Annotated in this window: 19 protein-coding genes; 14 read left to right on the forward strand and 5 right to left on the reverse strand. The window is 74.1% G+C overall.

What is annotated here, in order from left to right:
- Positions 1 to 116 precede the first annotated feature (116 nt).
- Together IE142_RS00540 and IE142_RS00545 are read left to right on the forward strand one after the other, a co-directional pair.
- Positions 117 to 1,340 carry a hypothetical protein gene (locus IE142_RS00540; RefSeq protein ID WP_191883866.1) on the forward strand — a complete coding sequence of 408 codons (1,224 nt, stop codon included), beginning with the start codon at positions 117 to 119 and terminating at the stop codon, positions 1,338 to 1,340.
- A 97-nt stretch (positions 1,341 to 1,437) separates the two neighbouring features.
- The gene (locus tag IE142_RS00545; protein WP_078948966.1) at positions 1,438 to 1,605 is read left to right on the forward strand and encodes a hypothetical protein; all 168 of its coding nucleotides are present in this window, start codon (positions 1,438 to 1,440) and stop codon (positions 1,603 to 1,605) included.
- 91 nt (positions 1,606 to 1,696) lie between these two features.
- Here IE142_RS00545 and IE142_RS00550 read toward each other — a convergent pair whose 3' ends face one another.
- On the reverse strand, positions 1,697 to 2,581 hold the full coding sequence (locus IE142_RS00550) for a MaoC family dehydratase (protein ID WP_191883867.1): 885 nt from the start codon (positions 2,579 to 2,581) through the stop codon (positions 1,697 to 1,699).
- Positions 2,582 to 2,824: 243 nt separating this feature from the next.
- Between IE142_RS00550 and IE142_RS00555 the strand changes: the two genes are divergently transcribed.
- Complete coding sequence (locus IE142_RS00555; protein ID WP_191884408.1) at positions 2,825 to 2,971, forward strand: hypothetical protein; 147 nt, start codon at positions 2,825 to 2,827, stop codon at positions 2,969 to 2,971.
- A 13-nt stretch (positions 2,972 to 2,984) separates the two neighbouring features.
- Here IE142_RS00555 and IE142_RS00560 read toward each other — a convergent pair whose 3' ends face one another.
- The gene (locus IE142_RS00560) at positions 2,985 to 4,442 is read right to left on the reverse strand and encodes an MFS transporter (RefSeq protein WP_229830098.1); all 1,458 of its coding nucleotides are present in this window, start codon (positions 4,440 to 4,442) and stop codon (positions 2,985 to 2,987) included.
- Between the two features lie 264 nt (positions 4,443 to 4,706).
- Here IE142_RS00560 and IE142_RS00565 point away from each other — a divergent pair, with 264 nt between their 5' ends.
- The 5 genes from IE142_RS00565 (at position 4,707) to IE142_RS00585 (ending at position 9,645) form a co-directional block, all read left to right on the forward strand.
- Positions 4,707 to 6,443, forward strand: coding sequence for an MFS transporter (locus IE142_RS00565; RefSeq protein ID WP_191884409.1), 1,737 nt, complete (start codon positions 4,707 to 4,709; stop codon positions 6,441 to 6,443).
- Positions 6,444 to 6,557: 114 nt separating this feature from the next.
- The gene (locus tag IE142_RS00570; protein WP_043373547.1) at positions 6,558 to 7,211 is read left to right on the forward strand and encodes a class I SAM-dependent methyltransferase; all 654 of its coding nucleotides are present in this window, start codon (positions 6,558 to 6,560) and stop codon (positions 7,209 to 7,211) included.
- A 23-nt stretch (positions 7,212 to 7,234) separates the two neighbouring features.
- Positions 7,235 to 8,227: an N-acetylmuramoyl-L-alanine amidase gene (locus tag IE142_RS00575; protein WP_191883869.1), complete on the forward strand. Its 993-nt coding sequence runs from the start codon at positions 7,235 to 7,237 to the stop codon at positions 8,225 to 8,227.
- Between the two features lie 158 nt (positions 8,228 to 8,385).
- The gene (locus IE142_RS00580; protein WP_191883870.1) at positions 8,386 to 9,243 is read left to right on the forward strand and encodes a hypothetical protein; all 858 of its coding nucleotides are present in this window, start codon (positions 8,386 to 8,388) and stop codon (positions 9,241 to 9,243) included.
- A 108-nt stretch (positions 9,244 to 9,351) separates the two neighbouring features.
- The gene (locus IE142_RS00585) at positions 9,352 to 9,645 is read left to right on the forward strand and encodes a hypothetical protein (RefSeq protein WP_100046606.1); all 294 of its coding nucleotides are present in this window, start codon (positions 9,352 to 9,354) and stop codon (positions 9,643 to 9,645) included.
- Between the two features lie 22 nt (positions 9,646 to 9,667).
- Here the strand turns inward: IE142_RS00585 and IE142_RS00590 are convergent, their stop codons facing one another.
- Genes IE142_RS00590 through IE142_RS00600 form a run of 3 tightly spaced genes read right to left on the reverse strand, consistent with a single transcriptional unit; the run spans position 9,668 to position 12,854 of the window.
- Complete coding sequence (locus IE142_RS00590) at positions 9,668 to 10,747, reverse strand: prenyltransferase/squalene oxidase repeat-containing protein (protein ID WP_191883871.1); 1,080 nt, start codon at positions 10,745 to 10,747, stop codon at positions 9,668 to 9,670.
- Positions 10,744 to 11,478 (reverse strand): class I SAM-dependent methyltransferase, encoded by a 735-nt coding sequence (locus IE142_RS00595; protein ID WP_043373537.1) that lies wholly within the window; start codon positions 11,476 to 11,478, stop codon positions 10,744 to 10,746. Before IE142_RS00595 ends, IE142_RS00590 begins: the two co-directional genes overlap by 4 nt.
- Positions 11,472 to 12,854, reverse strand: coding sequence for a glycosyltransferase family 4 protein (locus IE142_RS00600; RefSeq protein WP_191883872.1), 1,383 nt, complete (start codon positions 12,852 to 12,854; stop codon positions 11,472 to 11,474). The genes IE142_RS00595 and IE142_RS00600 overlap by 7 nt, the downstream gene beginning before the upstream one ends.
- Before the next feature lie 205 nt (positions 12,855 to 13,059).
- Here IE142_RS00600 and IE142_RS00605 point away from each other — a divergent pair, with 205 nt between their 5' ends.
- The 6 genes from IE142_RS00605 (at position 13,060) to IE142_RS00630 (ending at position 19,591) form a co-directional block, all read left to right on the forward strand.
- On the forward strand, positions 13,060 to 13,764 hold the full coding sequence (locus tag IE142_RS00605; RefSeq protein WP_229830140.1) for a TetR family transcriptional regulator: 705 nt from the start codon (positions 13,060 to 13,062) through the stop codon (positions 13,762 to 13,764).
- Between the two features lie 255 nt (positions 13,765 to 14,019).
- On the forward strand, positions 14,020 to 15,258 hold the full coding sequence (locus IE142_RS00610; protein WP_191883874.1) for an SCO2321 family membrane protein: 1,239 nt from the start codon (positions 14,020 to 14,022) through the stop codon (positions 15,256 to 15,258).
- Positions 15,255 to 15,908 carry an SCO2322 family protein gene (locus IE142_RS00615; protein ID WP_191883875.1) on the forward strand — a complete coding sequence of 218 codons (654 nt, stop codon included), beginning with the start codon at positions 15,255 to 15,257 and terminating at the stop codon, positions 15,906 to 15,908. Before IE142_RS00610 ends, IE142_RS00615 begins: the two co-directional genes overlap by 4 nt.
- Entirely contained in the window at positions 15,898 to 17,046 is a 1,149-nt protein-coding gene (locus tag IE142_RS00620) for an energy-coupling factor transporter transmembrane component T (protein WP_229830099.1), read from the forward strand. The genes IE142_RS00615 and IE142_RS00620 overlap by 11 nt, the downstream gene beginning before the upstream one ends.
- Complete coding sequence (locus IE142_RS00625) at positions 17,043 to 18,740, forward strand: ABC transporter ATP-binding protein (RefSeq protein ID WP_191883876.1); 1,698 nt, start codon at positions 17,043 to 17,045, stop codon at positions 18,738 to 18,740. Before IE142_RS00620 ends, IE142_RS00625 begins: the two co-directional genes overlap by 4 nt.
- The gene (locus tag IE142_RS00630) at positions 18,737 to 19,591 is read left to right on the forward strand and encodes an ECF transporter S component (protein ID WP_191883877.1); all 855 of its coding nucleotides are present in this window, start codon (positions 18,737 to 18,739) and stop codon (positions 19,589 to 19,591) included. The genes IE142_RS00625 and IE142_RS00630 overlap by 4 nt, the downstream gene beginning before the upstream one ends.
- Positions 19,592 to 19,849: the final 258 nt, after the last annotated feature.

Below are 19,849 nucleotides of genomic sequence, written 5' to 3' on the forward strand. Positions count from 1 at the left end.
CCCGCACGCCCCTCAGGCGAATCGTTCCTGTGCCACACGTACGTGTGATGCGGACTCTCGCCGGTCCCCCGCCCGCGCGTACGAAAACTAGCTTCGTCGCTGGAGGTGACCGAACGATGACAGCCTGTGCTATCGAGCCTTCTGCGGCGCCCGGGAACGACGGCCCGCCACCGGCGGGCTGCAGCATCACCGCCGAGGGCGCCTACGCCGCACGCCTCGCCCGTCGCGGGGACTGCTGGTACCCGGAGCGCTGGACCCTGGACGGTCCGGAACCGTACGCGGTGCCGTTGCCCGGCAACCAGCCGGAGGAGCCCGGCACCGAGGTGCAGCCGATGGGCGACGGGCGGGTCCTGGTCCACCGCGTGGCGGCCGGACGGCACTTCTTCTCGCTGCTGTACCCGACCGGACCCGGCACCGGCGAACTGCCGCTCGGCGCGGTCGAGTGCCCGGCGGACACCACCGTGCTGCGGCTGCTGCCCCCGGCCCCGGGCGGGGAGCGTGCGTACGCCCTCGCCACCGGCTTCCGCTCGACGGTGCTGTGGCAGGTGGCGGGCGGCGCGTTCGGGCCCGAGCGGCTGGCCGAGATTCCCGGGCGCTGCTCGGGCGGGGTCTGGCTGGACCGCACGGGCCGGATACTGGCCGTGGACCGGGAGACGGACGGGCGCACCAAGGCGGTCGTACTGGACCTGGAGCGGGACGGCGAGGTGTCCCCGCTGCTGCAGATCGCCGCGGACAGCGACGACCGGCTACTGCTGGCCGACCCGGACAGCGGGCTGGTGCTGATCCGCTCGGACGCGCCCTCGCCGGGGCAGGACCGGCTGGGCTGGGGGGTGCTGGGCAGCACCCTGCCGGTGCGCTTCCCTCAGTGCCTGCGGCTGCCGGACTGCGTGGTGACGCCGTTCGCGATCCAGCCGGGTCAGGCGCTGACGCCGGAACGGTGCGCGGTGGCGTTGCGCGTGGACGGCGCGCTCGGCAGCTGGGTCGCGGTGTGGCGGCCCGACGAACGGCGGGTGCGTCACCTTCCGGCGCCCGCGGGGTGGCTGACCGGCGCCGGGCTGTGGACCGCGGACGGGGAGCTGCGGCTGCCGTGCGCCACGCCGCAGTCGCCGTGCGGGGTGGCGCGGCTGCCCGCGCCACCTGACGCGGGCAGCGTGCGGACGAGGGAGGGGAGGGCGGAGTCGTCGCCTCCTGCCGAGCCCCCCGCACCGGCTCCCGAGCAGTCACTCGCGCCCGGTGTGGAGGACGCGTCGGAGGTGACGGAACCGGACGCCCCGGCTCCGTCCCCACCGCGCCCCGTACCGCTGCAACAGGCCCCGCTGGCACGGCTTGTAACGAAGTAGTGCCGGTTGGCACGGTCGCCTGGATTCGGCCCGCGGGGTGCCGGTTAGACTCGCCCGGCTGTAGGAAAGATCATGTTGACGGGGTGAATTCCTTCCGATGAACGACGCCAGCACGACCCAGCCCATGCAGGCCGACGGCGCCGACGTATCCGAGACCGGGACCGGCCACGGCAGGCACCGGGGACCGGTGTCCAGCCAGGACGGTGCCCAGGTTCCGCGGGGCCGCCACCGCAAGCCGGCCGAGGAGTCCGAAGCGGCCGCCTGACGGCCGCGGGACACGTACAGCGAGCGGCTCCGGCCCGGTCCGTCACATCCGACGGACCGGGCCGGAGCCGTTGGCCGTCACGCACACCGCGTCAGGGTGTCGGCGAGTACCGCACCACGGTGTCGGCGAGCACGACCGCATCGCCTCGTTCGCGCACGCTCACGTCCGCCCGCACCGTCCCGCCCCCCTCCGGCGCCATCGCCCGCCACATCCGCACCCGCAGCGTCTCCCCCGGGTACACGACCCCGGTGAACCGCGTCCGGTACTCCCGCACCCGGCTCACGTCGCCGTCCAGCAGCGTGTCCACGACCGACTTGAGGGTGGCGCCGTAGCTGCACAGCCCGTGCAGGACGGGCCGCTCGAAGCCGGCGCGCGCGGCGAACTCCGGGTCGGCGTGCAGGGGGTTCCAGTCGCCGGACAGCCGGTAGAGCAGGGCCTGGTCCTCGCGTACGGCCCGCTCGGCCACGTGATCCGGCGCCCCGTCCGGCACCGGCCCCGGACGGCCGGACGGTCCCCGTTCACCGCCCCAGCCGCCCTCCCCGCGTACGAAGACCTCGGCCTCGTCGGTCCACAGCGGACCGTCCGCGTCGGTGACGTCGGTGCGCAGGACGAGGACGGCCGCCGTGCCCTTGTCGTACACGGCGACCACGCGTGAGGCCGCGCGAGCCCGGCCCCGCGCGGGAACGGTCCGGTGCAGGCGCAGCCGCTGCCCGCCGTGCAGGACGCGGGCGAGGTCGACATCGACGCCGGGCCCGGACAGTGCGCCGGTGACGCCGGGTGCGCCGCCGCCCGCGACCGTGGCGAAGCTGGGCAGCACGTGCAGCCGGGACTCGAGGGCGTAGCGCAGTTCACCCGGGTCGGTGGCGGGCAGGCCGGCGCCGATGCCGAGGTGGTAGAGCTGGACGTCCTTGTGGTCCCAGACGATCTCCCGCACGCGGGGTGCGGCGGCGAGCGCCTCGGCTGCGTCGATGGGCATGGCTCTCCTGTTCGACCCGGTTGATCACGGACTGCCCCGACCGTACGGGACGCCGTCGACCCGTGACAGACGCCGGCCACCCGTGAGGTCCGTCCTGCCGAGCCCCGGACGACAGCGTCTGTCGCCCGCCGCGGCCGTCTCCGTGGCGTCACCCCTGCGGGACCGACGCGCCGCACCCCGCGCTCGCCGCCGCCGCGCTCATGCGCCGGCCGGAACCCGCTCACCGCCCGCGAGTGCGACGCGCTGCGGACCGGTGCCGACGGCGCGGCCGTCACCGACATCGCCGGCAGCCCGCACCTGTCCGGGCCGACGGTCCGCAACCACCTCGCCGCGGCCATCGGCAAGACCGCGGCCGGAGCCCTGCGCGAGGCCCGGCAGGGCTGGGTCTGACCGGCCGCCCCGCTCACACCGCCCCCGTGTCCGCCCCCTTCTCCTCCCGCTTCCCCGCCGGCAGCCACGCCCACATCAGCACCGCCCCGGCGACCAGCACGACCGCCGCCGTACGGAACACCAGCGCGTATCCGTCCGTCAGCGCGGCCGGCCCCGCTTCCTCTCCCCCGGTCCGGGCCGCCGCGATCGTCGACATCACCGCGAGCCCCAGCGACCCCCCCATCGTCCGGGACGTGTTGATCAGCCCGGAGACCAGCCCGGCGTCCCCGGCCGCCGCCCCGGAGATGGCCAGCGAGGCCAGCGGAGTCGCCGCCAGGCCCGCGCCCAGCATCATCAGCACCCCGGGGATCATGATCGCGGTGACGTACGCCCCGTCCGCCGTCATCGTCGACTGCCAGCCGAAGCCGGCCGCCGCCACCAGCGTGCCCAGCACGGCCACGTGCCGCGCCCCGATCCGCCGCATGAACCGCGGCGCGAGCTTCGACCCGAGGACCACCGCCAGCGAACTGGGCACCAGGGCGAGACCGGCCTCCAGCGGGGAGTAGCCCAGCACGTTCTGCGCGTACAGGGTCATGAAGAACCACATCGAGAACATCGACGAGCCGGACACCAGCATCGCCACGTTCGCCGACGCCACCGACCGCAGCCGCAGCAGCCCCGGCGGCATCAGCGGCGCCGCCGTCCGCGCCTCGACGAGCAGGAACAGCCCGAGCAGCAGCAGCCCGGCGAGCAGCGGCACGAGCGTGACCGTCGCCGCCCACCCCGCGGACTCGGTCTGCGAGATGCCGTAGGCCAGTGCGGCCAGACCGGCGGTCACCAGCAGTGCGCCCGGCAGGTCGAGGCGCCGCCGCTCACCGGCCCGGCTCTCGGTGAGCCACAGCACGGCGCCGGCCAGCACCACCGCGCCCACCGGGACGTTGATCAGCAGCACCCAGCGCCACGACAGCCCGTCCACCAGGACGCCGCCCACCAGACCGCCCGCCGCGCCGCCGCCCGCGCCCACGGCGGTCCAGGTCGCGATCGCCCGCGCCCGCGCCGCGCCCTCCGGCACCGCCGCGGTCAGGATCGTCAGCGTCGACGGCGCCAGCACCGCCGCGCCCAGCCCCTGCACGGCCCGTGCGAGCAGCAGCTGCCAGCCCTCCTGCGCGAGCCCGCCGCCCAGCGAGGCGAGCGTGAACAGGCCGAGCCCGACCAGGAACATCCGCTTGCGCCCGTAGAGGTCACCGGCCCGCCCACCGAGCAGCATGAAGCCGGCGAAGGCGATGGCGTAGGCGTTGACCACCCACTGCAGGCCCTGCGCGCTCAGGCCGAGATCGGCCCGCATCGACGGCAGGGCGACGTTGACGACGGACACGTCGAGGACGACCAGGAACTGTCCGGCGCAGGCGAGCGCGACGACCAGCCAGGTGGGAGGAGGGCTGCGGCGGGCGGAGATTCGGGCGGTGGCAGAGGTGCCGATGGCTTCGAGCATGGGTGTCATGGTCTCAACCCGAGTCCGCCCCTTGCATCGGCATTTGGTGCCCGTCCCGTCCTAGGACCGGAGTCCTAGGCGACCGGAAGGTGAACCGCGCGTAGGCGGGTTCCCAAGAGAAGGTCAAGAATTAGTTAGGGACTCGAAGCAACGGAATAGTTGCCCCGGCGCACGAGGTTCAGTGTGCACACACCTAGACGACAGACGCAGACCAGATTCAGACGCATGCGCCGACTCCCGGCCTGGAGGCCCCACTCAATGTCCGTGTCCCCCACGACGACCGACGAACCCGCCCGGCGAGCGACCGGAGCCACCGTCCCGGTGCTCGCCTTCGCGGGCATCGTCGTCGCGGTGATGCAGACCCTGCTCGTCCCGGTCATCAAGGACCTGCCCCGACTCCTGGACACTTCGTCCAGCAACGCCACCTGGGTCCTGACCTCCACGCTCCTGTCCGGAGCCGTGGCCACGCCGATCATGGGCCGGCTCGGCGACCTGTTCGGCAAGCGCCGCATGCTGATCCTCAGCCTGTCGGTGATGGTGGCGGGCGCGCTGGTCAGCGCGTTCACCGACGCCCTGCTCCCGATGATCGTCGGCCGTACCCTCCAGGGCTTCGCGATGGGCGCGATCCCTCTCGGCATCGGCCTGATGCGCGACATGCTGCCGCGCGAGCGGCTGGGCTCGGCGATGGCGCTGATGAGCTCCTCGATCGGTGTCGGCGGCGGTCTGGCGCTGCCCGCCGCGGCCCTGGTCGCGCAGCACACCGACTGGCACGCCTTGTTCTACGGCGCCGCCGGCCTCGGCGTCCTCGCCATCGCCCTGACCCTCCTCGTCGTGCCCGAGTCCCCGCTGCGCGCGAAGGGCTCCTTCGACCTGCCGGGTGCGCTCGGTCTGTCGGCCGGCCTGGTCCTCTTTCTCCTGCCGATCACCAAGGGAAGCGACTGGGGCTGGTCCTCGCCCACCACGCTGGGCCTGTTCGCCGCCGCGGTAGTGATCCTGCTCCTGTGGGGCCTGATGGAGCTGCGCGTCGCCGCCCCGCTGGTCGACCTGCGCACCACGGCCCGCCGCGAGGTCCTGCTCACGAACCTGGCCTCGATCATGGTCGGGGTCTCCTTCTACGTCATCTCGCTCGTCCTGCCCCAGCTCCTCCAGCTGCCCTCGGAGACCGGTTACGGCCTCGGCCAGTCGATGGTCGTCGCGGGCCTGTGCGTGGCCCCGCTGGGCCTGACGATGATGTTCACCGCGCCGGTCTACGCCCGCCTGTCCGCCCGCTACGGCCCCCGCACCACCCTGATCATCGGCCTGCTGATCATCGCGGTCGGCTACGGCGGCGGCCTCGGCCTGATGAACGCCGCCTGGCAGACCGTCGTCACCTCGGTGCTGATCGGCGCCGGCATCGGCCTCGCCTACTCCTCCCTCCCCGCGCTGATCATCGGCGCGGTCCCGGCCTCGGAGACGGGCGCGGCCAACGGCCTCAACACCCTGATGCGGTCCATCGGTACGTCGGTGTCGAGCGCCGTCATCGGCATGGTGCTCGCCAACACGGCGAACGACGTGGGCGGCGTCGCCGTCCCCACCATGCACGGCTTCCGCGTCTCGTTCCTGATCGCCACCGCCGCGGTCGCCGTGGGCCTGGCCCTGGCCTTCTTCCTCCCCCGCCGCCGCCCGGAGTCCACCACGCAACTGCGCGCGAGCAGCGAGGAGGACGCCAACCTGGCCCGTGCCGAGCAGGCGCTGGCCGGCTTCCGCGGCCGGGTGCTGACCACCGACGGCGTCCCCGTCGCCCGTGCCAAGGTCACGCTGATCGACCGGCACGGCCGCCAGGCGGGCGCGACGCTCTCCGCCGGTGACGGCAGCTACGCCCTCGCGGTCCCCGCCGAGGGGCCGTACGTCCTGGCCGCCCGTGCCGCGGGCCACGGCCCGCTCGCCCACTCGGCGACCCACACCGGTCACCGCCCGGTCGACCTGGACCTGTCCCTGCCGGGCGAGACGGTCACCGCCTGACCCGCACCGCACGCACCCCACCGCACCGGTCCGCCCGCACCCCCTGCCGCAACGCGCGGCGGGGGGTGCGGCAGCATGGGGCCGCACGCCGGACGTACCACCGAGAGGACCCGCATGCCCGCGGCAGCACCCACGCCGGAGATCATGGCCGCCTTCGAGGGCGCGAAGGGGTTCATGCCCACGCACGAGGGCCTCGCGCTGTACGCGGCGGCCGTGGAGGCCGGCGGGCTCGGGCTGCCGCTGCTGGAGGTCGGCACCTACTGCGGACGCTCCGCGGTGCTGCTCGCCGACGCAGCCCGCCGGGCCGGGGTCACCGCGCTCACCGTCGACCACCACCGGGGCAGCGAGGAGCAGCAGCCGGGCTGGGAGTACCACGACCCGGAGACGGTCGACCCCGAACTGGGCGTGATGGACACCCTCCCCACCTTCCGCCGCACCCTCAACCGGGCCGGGCTGGAGGAGCACGTGGTGGCCCTGGTGGGCCGCTCGCCCCAGGTGGCGTCGGTCTGGGGCTCACCCCTCGGCCTCGTGTTCATCGACGGCGGCCACACCGACGAGCACGCGGGCGCCGACTACGAGGGCTGGGCCCGGCACGTCGCCGACGGCGGCCTCCTGGTCATCCACGACGTCTTCCCGGACCCGGCCGACGAGTTCACCGGCCAGGCCCCGTACCGCGTCTACCTCCGGGCCCTCGCGTCCGGCGCGTTCACGGAGGACTCCGTGACCGACTCACTGCGCGTCCTGCGGCGAACGGGCACGGGGATCTGAGGGCGCGGTTTAGAGTCGCTGACGTGTCGTACACAGGCCCGGACTTCGAACCACCCCAGCCCCGCCGCTCCCCGCTGCGCCGCCCGCTGACGGTGGCGATCGCCGCGCTCGTCCCCGGCGCGCTGCTCGGCTGGGGGGTGTACGCGGCGGTCGCCGGCCCGGACGACGGGGGCGGCGGCGGTGCGGACCGCGCGAGCGGTGCGCGAACGTCGGCGGCACCGTCCTCGGACGGTCCGGCCTCCCCGAGCGCCGGCCCCAAGGCGCCCACGGGCACCTCCCCTTCGCCCACCCCGAGGAAGCCGTCGCCCTCCGCCTCGAGGTCCGCGCCCGCCGGGGCGAACGGCCCCCTCAAGGGGAAGGTCGTCGTCATCGACCCGGGCCACAACCCCGGCAACTTCCGGCACGCGTCCGAGATCAACCGCAAGGTGAACGTCGGCACGCACTGGAAGGAGTGCGACACGACGGGCACGGCCACCGACGCGGGCTGGCCCGAGGCGAAGTTCACCCTGGACGTCGCCCACCGGCTGCGCACGCTGCTGGAGGAGCAGGGCGCGACCGTGGAACTGACGCAGGACGACGACCGTCCGTACGGCCCCTGCGTGGACGAACGGGCCCGGATCGGCAACGAGGCGAAGGCCGACGCCGCGATCTCGATCCACGCCGACGGGTCGGGGGACGGCAACCGAGGCTTCCACGTGATCCTGCCGGGCTCCGTGCACGACGGCGCGGCCGACACCCGGGCCATCGTCGCCCCCTCCGCCGAACTGGGTCAGCGCATCGCGGGCGGCTTCGTCCGCGTGACGGGCAGCGCCCCCTCCAACTACGTCGGCGGCGGCACCGGCCTGGTCACGCGCACGGACCTGGGCGGTCTCAATCTGTCAACGGTTCCCAAGGTGTTCATCGAGTGCGGCAACATGCGCGACGGCAAAGACGCGGCGCTGCTGACCAGCGGCGACTGGCGGCAGAAAGCAGCGCAAGGGATGTCTGAGGGAATCGTGAGTTTCCTGCGCGGGTAGTGATCAGCGCGCGGATCCCCGGGGACAGGCCCGACGCCTGAACGATAGTGTCATCCGTACGATGAGGGGCCACCCCCGCGCTTCACTCCGGACCCTGACGGCGACATGGTGACAGCGACGCCTCTACCGACGACGAGACGACCTACGAAGGACCTGAAGTGAATATCCGCTCCCTCACTCGAGGCGACGGCGTGGTGATCGGAGCAGCGGTGTTGCTGTTCATCGCGTCGTTCCTCGACATCTACTCGATCGACGGCGCTCCGGACGACGCCGACATTCCCAGCCTGTGGGGCAGTGGGGCGGTCGTGCTCGGTGTCGTCCTCGCGGGCATCATCGGCACCGCGCTCATCATCGTGGCCCGCGCCCTGCCGCAGCCCAAGAAGGTGGCGGGGCTGGACCTCGGCCAGTTCGGTGTCGCGTTCACGCTCTTCGCCGCCTGGAGCGCGCTCGGCAACATCTTCGACCCGGCGGGCGCCTTCGACGGCGACGGGGGCTTCACCAGCGATCTCGGCGCCGGCCTGGGCCTGATCCTCGCCCTCGTCGCCACTGTGGTCATGGCCGTCGCGGCCGTCGCCACGCCGCTGGTCCCGGCCCTCAAGGGCTCCCTGATCCCCGCCGCCCGTCCGGCCGCGCCGCAGCCCTACGGCGGCCAGCCGCAGGGTGGTTACGGCTACCCGGGCGCGCAGCAGCAGCCGTACGGTGCCCAGCCGGGGCAGCCCGGTCAGCCGGGTCAGCCGGGTCAGTCCTTCGGCGGCGGCCAGCCGCAGCCGCAGGCCCCGCAGCAGGCCCAGGCCCCGCAGCAGGCGCAGCCGGCCGGGGACTTCTCGCCGTTCTGGTTCGCCGTGCCGGTGCCGCGTCCGCTGTTCGCGGAGGACGGCAACCCCACGCCGATCGCCGAACTCGCGCCGGGCACCTGGTACCTGGCGGTCGAGCAGCGCGGCGCCAACCTGGTCGCGCAGACGCAGGACGGCCGCCGGGGCGTGCTGCAGGACACCTCGGGCATCCAGCGCGGCTGACCGCGCCCGCCAGCCGTCCGACGTCAACGGCCCCTCGCCCACCGGAGCTTCCGGGCGAGGGGCCGTCGCCGTTGGTTTCGAACGGACATCCGGGGTCAGGCGGAAGGCATGTCCCCTCGAAGTCGCAGTGGCTCCAACTCCGCCGGAACGGCCGTCGCGGTGATCGCGGACATCATGGCCGTCATCCTCGGACTGTGGATCCTGATGTACCTGTTGGACGCGAACCGGGCCAACGACCTGGTGCGGTTCGTCCATGACGCCGCGAACTGGCTGGCCGGCTGGTCACGAGACCTGTTCACGTTCGACGAGGCCTGGGCCCGCGTGGTCGCCGGCTACGGACTGGCCGCCGTTGTCTACCTCTTCGTCGGCCACGCCGTCGCCAACCGCCTCCACCGGCACTGAGCCGCGCCCGGCGGCGCGGCCTTCAGACGCAGCAGTCCGGGTCCAGCCCCCTCGGCAGCCGGTCGCCGGAGAAGACCTGGCAGGTGGCCTCGTGCCCGCCCAGCGCGGCGACGGCGAGGAGCAGCGAGCCGGCCGTCCAGGTGGTGAGTTCGCGCGGCCATACGGCGTCGTCGTCGAAGACGTAACCCGTCCAGTACAGGCCGCTGTCCGCGTCCCGCAGGTGCTGGATCGACTGGAGGATCTCCAGGGCGTGGTCGGACTCGCCGATCGCCCACAGGGCGAGGGCGAGTTCGGCCGACTCGCCGCCGGTCACCCACGGGTTGGGGACGACGCAGCGCACGCCGAGACCGGGGACCACGAAGCGGTCCCAGCTCTCCGCGATGCGGGACCTGGCCTCCGTGCCGGTCAGCGCGCCGCCCAGCACCGGGTAGTACCAGTCCATCGAGTAGCGGTCCTTGTCCAGGAACCGCTCCGGGTGGCGGCGGATCGCGTGCCTGAGCGCGCCGGCCGCCAACTCCCAGTCGGGCTGCGGTTCTTCACGCTGTTCGGCGATGGCGAGGGCGCAGCGCAGCGCGTGGTGGACGGAGGAGCTGCCGGTCAGCAGCGCGTCCGTGGCGCCGGTGCCGTCGTCGTCGCGCCGCCAGCCGATCTGTCCGCCGGGCTGCTGGAGGCCCAGCACGAACTCGACCGCCGCGTGGACGACGGGCCACATCCGGTCCAGGAACGTGTCGTCGCCGGTGGCGAGGTAGTGGTGCCAGGCGCCGACGGCGACGTAGGCGACGAAGTTGGTCTCGCGGCCCCGGTCGGTGACGTCGTCGTGGGCGCCGTCGGCGTAGGCGGCGTACCAGGAGCCGTCCGGGATCTGGTGCCGGGCCAGCCACTCGTAGGCCCGCTCGGCGGCGTCGTGTTCGCCGGCCGCGTCCAGGGCCATCGCCGCCTCGGTGTGGTCCCAGGGGTCGAGGTGGTGCCCGCGGAACCACGGGATCGCGCCGTCCTCGCGCTGTACGGCGAGGATGCCGCGGACGGTCGCGGCGGCCTCGGCCTCGGTGAGGACGCCGGGCAGGACGAGGTGTTCGGTGCGAGGCGTGCGCGAGGTCGTCACGCGGCGTCCACCGGCGGCAGGTGCGGCTTGGTGGCGTACGCCACGAAGCTCTTGCCGATCAGCGGGTTCAGCGCCTGCTCGGCGACGCGCGTCGCCAGCGGCTTCTTCATGATGTCCCAGACCAGCAGCTTGTGGTACGCCCGCACCGGCAGCGCCTTGTCGTTGTCGACGCCGAAGGCGCACTTCAGCCACCAGTACGGCGAGTGCAGCGCGTGCGCGTGGTGGGTGCCGTAGGGCTTGAGGCCGGCCTCGCGGATGCGGGCGAGGAGCTGGTCGGCCTTGTAGATGCGGATGTGACCGCCCTCGACCTCGTGGTAGGCGTCGGACAGCGTCCAGCAGACCTTCTCGGGGCCGTAGCGCGGGACGGTGATCGCGATGCGTCCGCCGGGCTTGAGGACGCGGACCATCTCGGCGAGGACGCCCTTGTCGTCGTGGATGTGCTCCATCACCTCGGAGATGATGACGACGTCGAAGGACTCGTCCGGGAAGGGCAGGGCCAGCGCGTCGCCCTCCATCGCGGTGGCGGTGGCGCCGGCCGGGGCCTCGCCGGCCTCCTCCATCGCGGCGAACCACTTGGCGACCTCGCGGATCTCCTCCGCGTTCCGGTCCAGCGCGACGACGCGGGCGCCGCGCCGGTAGCACTCGAAGGCGTGCCTGCCGGCGCCGCAGCCGAGGTCCAGGACGCGGTCGCCGGGGGCGAGCGGGAACCGGGAGAAGTCGACGGTCAGCACGTGGCCCTGCTTTCGGGGTAGACGCCGGTGTCACTGGTGGGGGTGGTGGCGGGGACGGTGGCCGAGGGACCGATGGCTTCGCGGTAGCGGGCGGCCGTGCCCTCGGCGGCGCGGGCCCAGGTGAAGTGCCGCAGCACGCGCTCGCGTCCGGCCGCGCCGAGCCGGGCCCTCAGTTGCCGGTCGCCGAGCAGCCGGTTCAGTCCGGCGGCCAGCGCGCCCGCGTCGCCCGGCGGCACCGCGAGACAGGTCTCCCCGTCGGGTCCGGCGACCTCCGGGACGGCCCCGCCGGTGGTGGCCAGCAGCGCCGTGCCGGTCGCCATGGCCTCGGCGGCGGGCAGCGAGAACCCTTCGTACAGGGAGGGCACGCACGCGACCTCGGCCGAACGCACCAGGTCGACCAGTTCGGCGTCGGAGATGCCCTTGACGAACTCGACGGCGTCCTCGAGGCCGTACCGCTCGATCGCCTGGGCGACGGGCCCCTCGGCCGGCCGCTTGCCGACGACGACGAGGTGGGCGGCGGGCTGCTCGGTGCGCACCTTCGCCAGCGCCTCGACGAGGAAGACCAGGCCCTTGAGCGGCACGTCCGCGCTGGACGTGGTCACGATCCGGCCCGGCATCTTCGGCACCGACGGGTCGGGCGAGAAGAGGTCGGTGTCGGCGCCGATGTGGACGACGTGGATGCGGTCGCCGCGTACGCCGAGGTGGTCCATGATCTCCTGACGTGAGGTGCCGGAGACGGTGAGCACGGAGGGCAGCCGGCGCGCCACGCGCTTCTGCATGCGGGTGAAGGCGTACCAGCGGCGTACGGAGTACCGCCGCTTCCAGCCCTCGGCGGCGTCCAGTTCGAGCTGCCGGTCCACGGTGATGGGGTGGTGGACGGTGGTGACGAGGGGGGCGCCCACGTCACCGAGCAGCCCGTAGCCGAGCGTCTGGTTGTCGTGGACGACGTCGAAGTCGCCGCGGCGGGCGCGCAGGTGGCGGCGGGCGCGCAGCGAGAAGGTCAGTGGCTCCGGGAAGCCGCCGGTCCACATGGTGCCGACCTCCAGCGCGTCGACCCAGTCCCGGTACTCGTCGCGCTTCGGGGTGCGGAAGGGGTCGGGCTGGCGGTAGAGGTCGAGGCTGGGCAGCTCGGTGAGGGAGAGCCGGTCCCCGAGGCCGTGGTCCGGGCCGTCGTCGAGCACGGGGTAGGGCTGGGCGCCGATCACCTCGACCCGGTGGCCGAGGCGGGCCAGTTCGCGTGAGAGGTGGCGGACGTAGACGCCCTGGCCGCCGCAGAACGGGTTTCCCTTGTAGGTGAGGAGCGCGATGCGGAGCGGTCGCAAGCCGTCAGCGGCGGGCTCCGGACGGGGACCCGTCCCACTGGCCTCAGCGGTCACCCTGGCCCCCTTCTCACTGCGCTGTCCCGCGACACTATGCCGGGACGTTAATCTAGAACAAGTTTCAGACTTGATCGTTCAGAGGCTCCGAATCTACCGGCAGGTAGGGGCGCTGCGACGAGTGGATCAGGTGATTCACGCCACGGCGCGCCCCGGCGCCGGAGACCGCGCCGGACACGGCGCCGGGCCTGACGGCGGGGAGAAGGTGACCGAGGTGGACAACCCGGAAGCGGCCGGGTCCGGCCCCGCGCACCGCTCCCCCGCCCCGCCCCTCACCGAGCGGCAGCGGGCGCGTCGCCGCCGGATCCTGCACGCGACCGCCCGGCTCGCCTGCCGGGGCGGCTTCGAGGCGGTGCAGATGCGCGAGGTCGCGGAGTCCTCCGAGGTCGCCCTCGGCACGCTGTACCGCTACTTCCCGTCCAAGGTCCACCTGCTGGTCGCGACCATGCAGGACCAGTTGGAGCAGTTGCACGGGACGCTGCGCAAGAGCCCGCCGGCCGGGGAGACGGCCGCGGTCCGGGTGGCGCAGACCCTGATGCGGGCCTTCGGCGCCCTGCAGCGCGAACCCCGGCTGGCCGAGGCGATGGCCCGCGCCCTGACCTTCGCCGACCGCAGCGTCTCCCCAGAGGTCGACCAGGTGTCCCGCCGGACCACGGCGATCATCCTGGACGCCATGGGCGGCCTGGACCGTCCCACCGCCGAGCAGCTCTCGGCGGTCCGCGTCATCGAGCACACCTGGCACTCGACCCTCATCGCCTGGCTCTCCGGACGCGCGTCGATCGCCCAGGTGGGGGTGGACATCGAGACGGCGTGCCGGCTGATCGACGTGACGGGGGCCGGGGAGCCCCCTGCGACGGGGGCGGAGGAGCGTGAGCGAGCGCACGGGTCCGGTCCGGTTGCCTCCGGGTAAAGTGGCCGCGTCGTCATCACACCCGTACGGGGGGAAGCCGGTGCAATTCCGGCGCTGACCCGCAACCGTGAGCCGCCCCCACGAGGCCGTCGAGGCCGCCTTCCTGGGACGGTGAGCCGGACTGCCCCGCGCGGACGTGACCGGCTCACGTGCCCGGCGCCCGCCGTGCACGGGCACCGTCGAGGCATACGGGGCCGAGCCGCCGGGGGTGCCCCGTGCTGTCCGGCCCCGCACAGGGAAAGGCACCCGCCGCTCATGAACGTCCGCCGTCGCAGCAGCGCCACGGTTCTGGCCGCCATAGCCGTGATCGGCGTCGCCGCGCCCGCGGTCGCCGCCGATCCGTCACCGTCCACGTCGGCGTCCGGTCCGTCCGGGCTGTACGGGTCGGCCGACCCGCAGTTCGACGGCGTGTGGCGCCAGTCCCTCGCGCTGCTCGCGCAGGACACGGCGGGCGTGGTCCCGTCACCGAAGGCCGTGAAGTGGCTCACGGACCAGCAGTGCGACAACGGCGGCTTCGCCCCCTTCCGCGCCGACCCGGCCAAGGCCTGCGACGCCAAGACCATGGTCGACACCAACAGCACGGCCGCCGCCGTCCAGGCGTTGTGGGCCGTGGGCGGCCACGGTGACGTCGTCGAGTCCGCCCTGGCCTGGCTGAAGTCCGTGCAGAACAAGGACGGCGGCTGGGGCTACACCCCCGGCGGGCCCAGCGAGGCCAACTCCACCTCCGTCGTCATCGGCGCCCTGACCGCCACGGAGACCGACCCGGAGAAGGTCAGGAAGGCCGGCAAGTCCCCGTACGACGCGCTGCTCGCCTCCGCCCTGCCCTGCGCCGAGGACGGCGGCGCCTTCGGGTACCCGAACCAGGACGGCAAGCTGCTCGCCAACGCGGACGCCACGGCCGCCGGCGTCCTCGGCGCGCTCGGCAAGGGCCTGGTCACCGAGGCCGGCGAGAAGGCCGGCGGCGCCGGCTGCACCGACGCGGACGAGCCCACCCGCGAGCAGGCCGCCGCGAACGGCGCCGCGTACCTCGCCGACGCCCTCGCGAAGGACGGTCACCTCAAGTCGGCTCTCGGCGGCTCCGCCGAACAGCCCGACTACGGCAACACCGCCGACGCGGTCGTGGCGCTCGCCGCGCAGGGCGGCGCGGACAAGGCGGCGAAGCCGCTGGCCTGGCTGGAGAAGAACGCCGCGAAGTGGGCCGAGGGCAGCGGCCCGGCCGCCTACGCCCAGCTGATCCTCGCCGCGCACGCCACGGGCGCCGACCCGCGCGCCTTCGGCGGCACGGACCTGGTGGAGAAGCTGAACGCGACGGGGCCGGCTCCGCAGGGGGCGGCGGCTAAGGACACCGCCACCGCGAGCGCCAAGGCCGCGGACGAGGACGAGAAGAAGGACGACTCCGGCTTCGGCGTCTGGTGGTTCGTCGGCGTCTGCCTGGCCTTCGGCATCGGCATCGGCTTCCTGCTCAGCGGCCGCAACAAGAAGCAGCAGCCGTGACCCGCCGCGTCGTACTCCTCTTCCTGGCCGCGTTCCTGCTGATCGGGAGCGCGGGCCAGGTACAGGCCGCCGGTTACCGCTACTGGTCCTCTTGGGACCGCGACGGCGACAAGTGGGTCTACGCCACCCAGGGCCCGTCCCTCGCCCGCCCCTCCGACGGCGATGTCCAGGGCTTCCGCTTCGCGGTGAGCGTGAACTCCGGCGACGCGGCCCAGCCCCGCGGCACGGCGGAGTTCGCGTCGATCTGCGCGAGTACACCGGCCGAGGACGGCACCAAGCGCGTCGCCCTGGTCCTCGACTTCGGTACGGCCTCCGACGCCCCGTCCGGCGAGACGCCGCCGGCCCCGCGCACGGCCTGCGCCCGGGTCTCCCCCGACGCGACGACGGCCGACGCCCTGGCCGCCGCGGCGGGCTCGCTCAGGTACGACAACAGCGCCCTGCTCTGCGCGATCGCGGGGTATCCGAAGTCGGGGTGCGGGGAGCAGGTCCCGGCGGAGAGGGAGCCGACGCCCACCGAGCCGTCGGACCGGAAGGCCGCGGAGGACGAATCCGACGGCCCGTCGGTAGGCCTCTATGCGGGCGCAGCGATCGTGGCGGCCCTGGCCGGAGCGGCGACCTGGCAGGCGAGGCGGCGCAGGAATGCCCCGTAACGGGCAGCCCGCTCAGCCCACGGGCAACGGCGCCGCACAAGCGCCGCGGCCCGCGGGAGGTCGTGGGGCCCTCCACCCCGGCGCCTGGTGGCTCTGGGCGCTCGCCCTCGGCACCGCCGCCACCCGCACCACCAACCCGCTCCTCCTCGCCCTCCTCATCGCCGTCTCCGCCTACGTCGTGGTCACCCGCCGCCCCCACGCGCCGTGGTCCCGCTCCTACGGCGCCTTCGTCAAGCTCGCCCTCGCCGTCCTCCTCATCCGCCTCCTCTTCACCACGGTCCTCGGCTCACCCATCCCCGGCACGCACACCCTCGTCACCCTCCCCGAAGTCCCCCTCCCCGACTGGGCCCAGGGCATCCGCCTCGGAGGCCGGGTCACCGCCGAGGGCCTCGCCTTCACCCTGTACGACGCGATGAAGCTGGCCACCCTCCTCATCTGCGTCGGGGCCGCGAACGCCCTCGCCAACCCCTCCCGCCTCCTCAAGTCCCTCCCCGGCGCCCTGTACGAGATGGGTGTGGCCGTCGTCGTCGCCCTCACCTTCGCCCCGCACCTCATCGCCGACATCCAGCGCCTGCGCGCCGCCCGCCGCCTCAGGGGCCGCCCGGACAGGGGCGTACGCGGCCTGCTCCAGGTCGGACTGCCCGTACTGGAGGGCGCCCTGGAGCGCTCCGTCGCCCTCGCCGCCGCGATGGACGCCCGCGGCTACGGCCGTACCGCCGACGTCCCGGCCGCCGTACGCCGCACCACCGCCGCGCTCACCCTCACGGGCCTGCTCGGCGTCTGCGCGGGGACGTACGGGCTGCTGACGGCCGCGGGCGGCACGTACGGCGTCCCCGTCCTCGTGGCCGGAGTCGCCGCCGCTCTCGGGGGCCTGTGGCTCGGTGGCCGCCGGACCGTGCGCACCCGCTACCGCCCGGACCGCTGGGACGCCCGCGCCTGGCTGGTCACCGCGTCCGGCGCCGCCGTCGCGGCCCTGCTCTTCCTCGCCGCCGCCCGCGACCCGGCGGCGCTGCACCCGGGCGTGGTCCCGCTGGTCGCGCCGTCCCTCCCCCTGTGGCCGGCGGCGGCCGTACTGATCGGCCTGCTCCCCGCGTTCGTCACCCCCACGCCCGAGACCGCTGTGAAGGAGCCGTCGTGATCCGCTTCGAGGACGTGTCGGTCACGTACGACGGTGCGACCGAACCCACCGTCCGGGGCATCGACTTCGCGGTCCCGGAAGGCGAACTGGTCCTGCTCGCAGGGCCCTCGGGAGTCGGCAAGTCCACCGTCCTCGGCGCGGTCAGCGGCCTCGTCCCGCACTTCACCGGCGGCACGTTGAGCGGCCGGGTCACGGTCGCCGGCCGCGACACCCGCACCCACAAGCCGCGCGAACTCGCCGACGTCGTCGGCACGGTCGGCCAGGACCCGCTGTCCCACTTCGTGACGGACACCGTCGAGGACGAACTCGCCTACGGCATGGAGTCCCTGGGCCTGCCGCCGGACGTGATGCGCCGCCGCGTCGAGGAGACCCTGGACCTGCTGGGCCTCTCCGACCTCCGGTCCCGCCCCATCGCCACGCTCTCCGGCGGCCAGCAGCAGCGGGTCGCCATCGGCTCGGTCCTCACCCCGCACCCGGAGGTGCTGGTCCTGGACGAGCCGACCTCCGCCCTGGACCCGGCGGCGGCGGAAGAGGTCCTGGCGGTCCTCCAGCGCCTGGTCCACGACCTCGGTACGACGGTCCTGATGGCCGAGCACCGACTGGAGCGGGTCATCCAGTACGCCGACCAGGTCGTCCTGCTCCCGGCCCCGGGGGAGCCCCCGCTGCTCGGTCCCCCGGCGGAGGTGATGGCCGTGTCCCCGGTGTACCCCCCGGTGGTGGACCTGGGCAGGCTGGCGGGCTGGTCCCCGCTGCCCCTGACGATCCGGGACGCCCGCCGCCGTGCGGCCCCGCTGCGGGACCGGCTGGCCGACCGGGAGATCCCGGACCGCACCCCACCGGCCGCACCGGCCGCCTCGCGGCCGGCGCCCCCCGCGCTCCGGCCCGCCCCCTCCCGTCGGTGGCGGCGCGGAAAGCGGGTGGAGACGCCCGCCGCCGCCTCGCCGTACGCAGCCGAGGTCCGTTCCCTCGCCGTCCGCCGCGACCGGGTCCAGGCGCTGCGCCACGTCGACCTGACCGTCTCCCCGGGCGAGACGGTCGCCCTGATGGGCCGCAACGGCGCCGGGAAGTCGACCCTCCTCTCCGCACTCGTCGGCCTGGTCGAACCGTCCTCCGGTTCCGTCCGGACCGGTGGCGCGGTACCGCACCGCACGGCCCCCCGCGACCTCGTCCGCCGGGTCGGCCTGATCCCGCAGGAGCCGCGCGACCTGCTGTACGCCGACACGGTCGCCGCCGAGTGCCAGGCCGCCGACCGGGACGCGGAGGCGCCCCCCGGCACCTGCCGCACCCTGCTCACCGACCTGCTCCCCGGCGTCACCGACGACACCCACCCCCGCGACCTGTCCGAGGGCCAGCGCCTCACGCTCGCCCTGTCCGTCGTCCTGACCGCCCGCCCTCCCCTCCTCCTCCTGGACGAGCCGACGCGCGGCCTGGACTACGCGGCGAAGGCCCGGCTGGCCGGCGTCCTGCGCTCCCTGGCCGCCGAGGGACACGCGATCGTGCTCGCCACGCACGACGTGGAGCTGACGGCCGAGCTGGCCCACCGCGTGGTGCTGCTCGCGGAGGGCGAGGTGATCGCCGACGGCCCGGCGGCGGACGTGGTGGTGGCCTCGCCGTCCTTCGCGCCGCAGGTCGCCAAGGTGCTGGCGCCTCGGAAGTGGCTCACGGTCGCGCAGGTACGGGAGGCGTTGGCATGACGGGGCCGTCCTCACCGCACGACCGCCAGGCCCGCGCGGTCCGCCTCGGCCCGCGCTCCGTCGCCGCGCTCGCGCTGGTCAGCGCGGTCGGTGCGGCGGGCTTCGGCTGGCCCTTCCTGGCCCCGCCGGACGCCTCCCTGAACGCGCACGCGCAGGACGCGCCGTGGCTGTTCGCGGGCCTGCTGGTGCTGTTGGTGGCCGTGGTGGCGGCGACGATCTCGGAGTCGGGCCTCGGCCCCAAGGCGGTGGCGATGCTGGGCGTCCTGGCGGCGGCGGGCGCGGCACTGCGCCCGATCGGCGCGGGGACGGCCGGCCTGGAGCCGATGTTCTTCCTCATGGTCCTCAGCGGCCGGGTCCTGGGCCCCGGCTTCGGCTTCGTCCTCGGCTCGGTCACGATGTTCGCGTCCGCGCTGCTCACCGGCGGGGTGGGTCCGTGGATGCCGTTCCAGATGCTGTCGATGGGCTGGTTCACGATGGGCGCGGGCCTGTTGCCCGGCCCCGACCGGCTGCGCGACCGGGCGGAACTGCTCATGCTGGCCGCGTACGGCTTCCTGGCCGCCTTCGCCTACGGCACGGTCATGAACCTCGCTGGCTGGACCTTCATGAACACGCTCGCCTCGAACATCGCCTTCGACCCGGACGCGTCGATCCCCGACAACCTGGCCCGCTTCTTCGCGTACTGCCTGGCCACGTCCCTCGGCTGGGACGGAGGCCGCGCCGCCGTGACGGTGGCCCTGACCCTCACCCTCGGCACCCCGCTCCTGAAGGCGCTGCGCCGGGCCACCCGCCGGGCGGCGTTCGAGGCGCCGGTCACGTTCGAGAAGGCCGACGAGGTGAGCCGCCCCACTTAACGACTGGGCCTTGGCGACAGGGGCGACGGCCGCGCAGTACGGCCCCACGGGAAAGGCGTGAACACCGAGGAGGCGAGTGTCACCCACGCGCTCGGATGAGCGCGGCGAGGACAGCGGGAGGTGGAGTGCTCACGGCTGGGCGCGAGTGGGGGGACCCCGTGGGCGGGGCAGCCGTCGTGCTGCCCGAGTCCGGGCCCACGGCGGGCAAGGCCCGGAACAGTAGAGCTCCTCGCGGGCGGTACGCGGGCGAGTTGCGGC

This window comes from Streptomyces mutabilis, assembly GCF_014649815.1.
GTDB lineage: Bacteria > Actinomycetota > Actinomycetes > Streptomycetales > Streptomycetaceae > Streptomyces > Streptomyces mutabilis.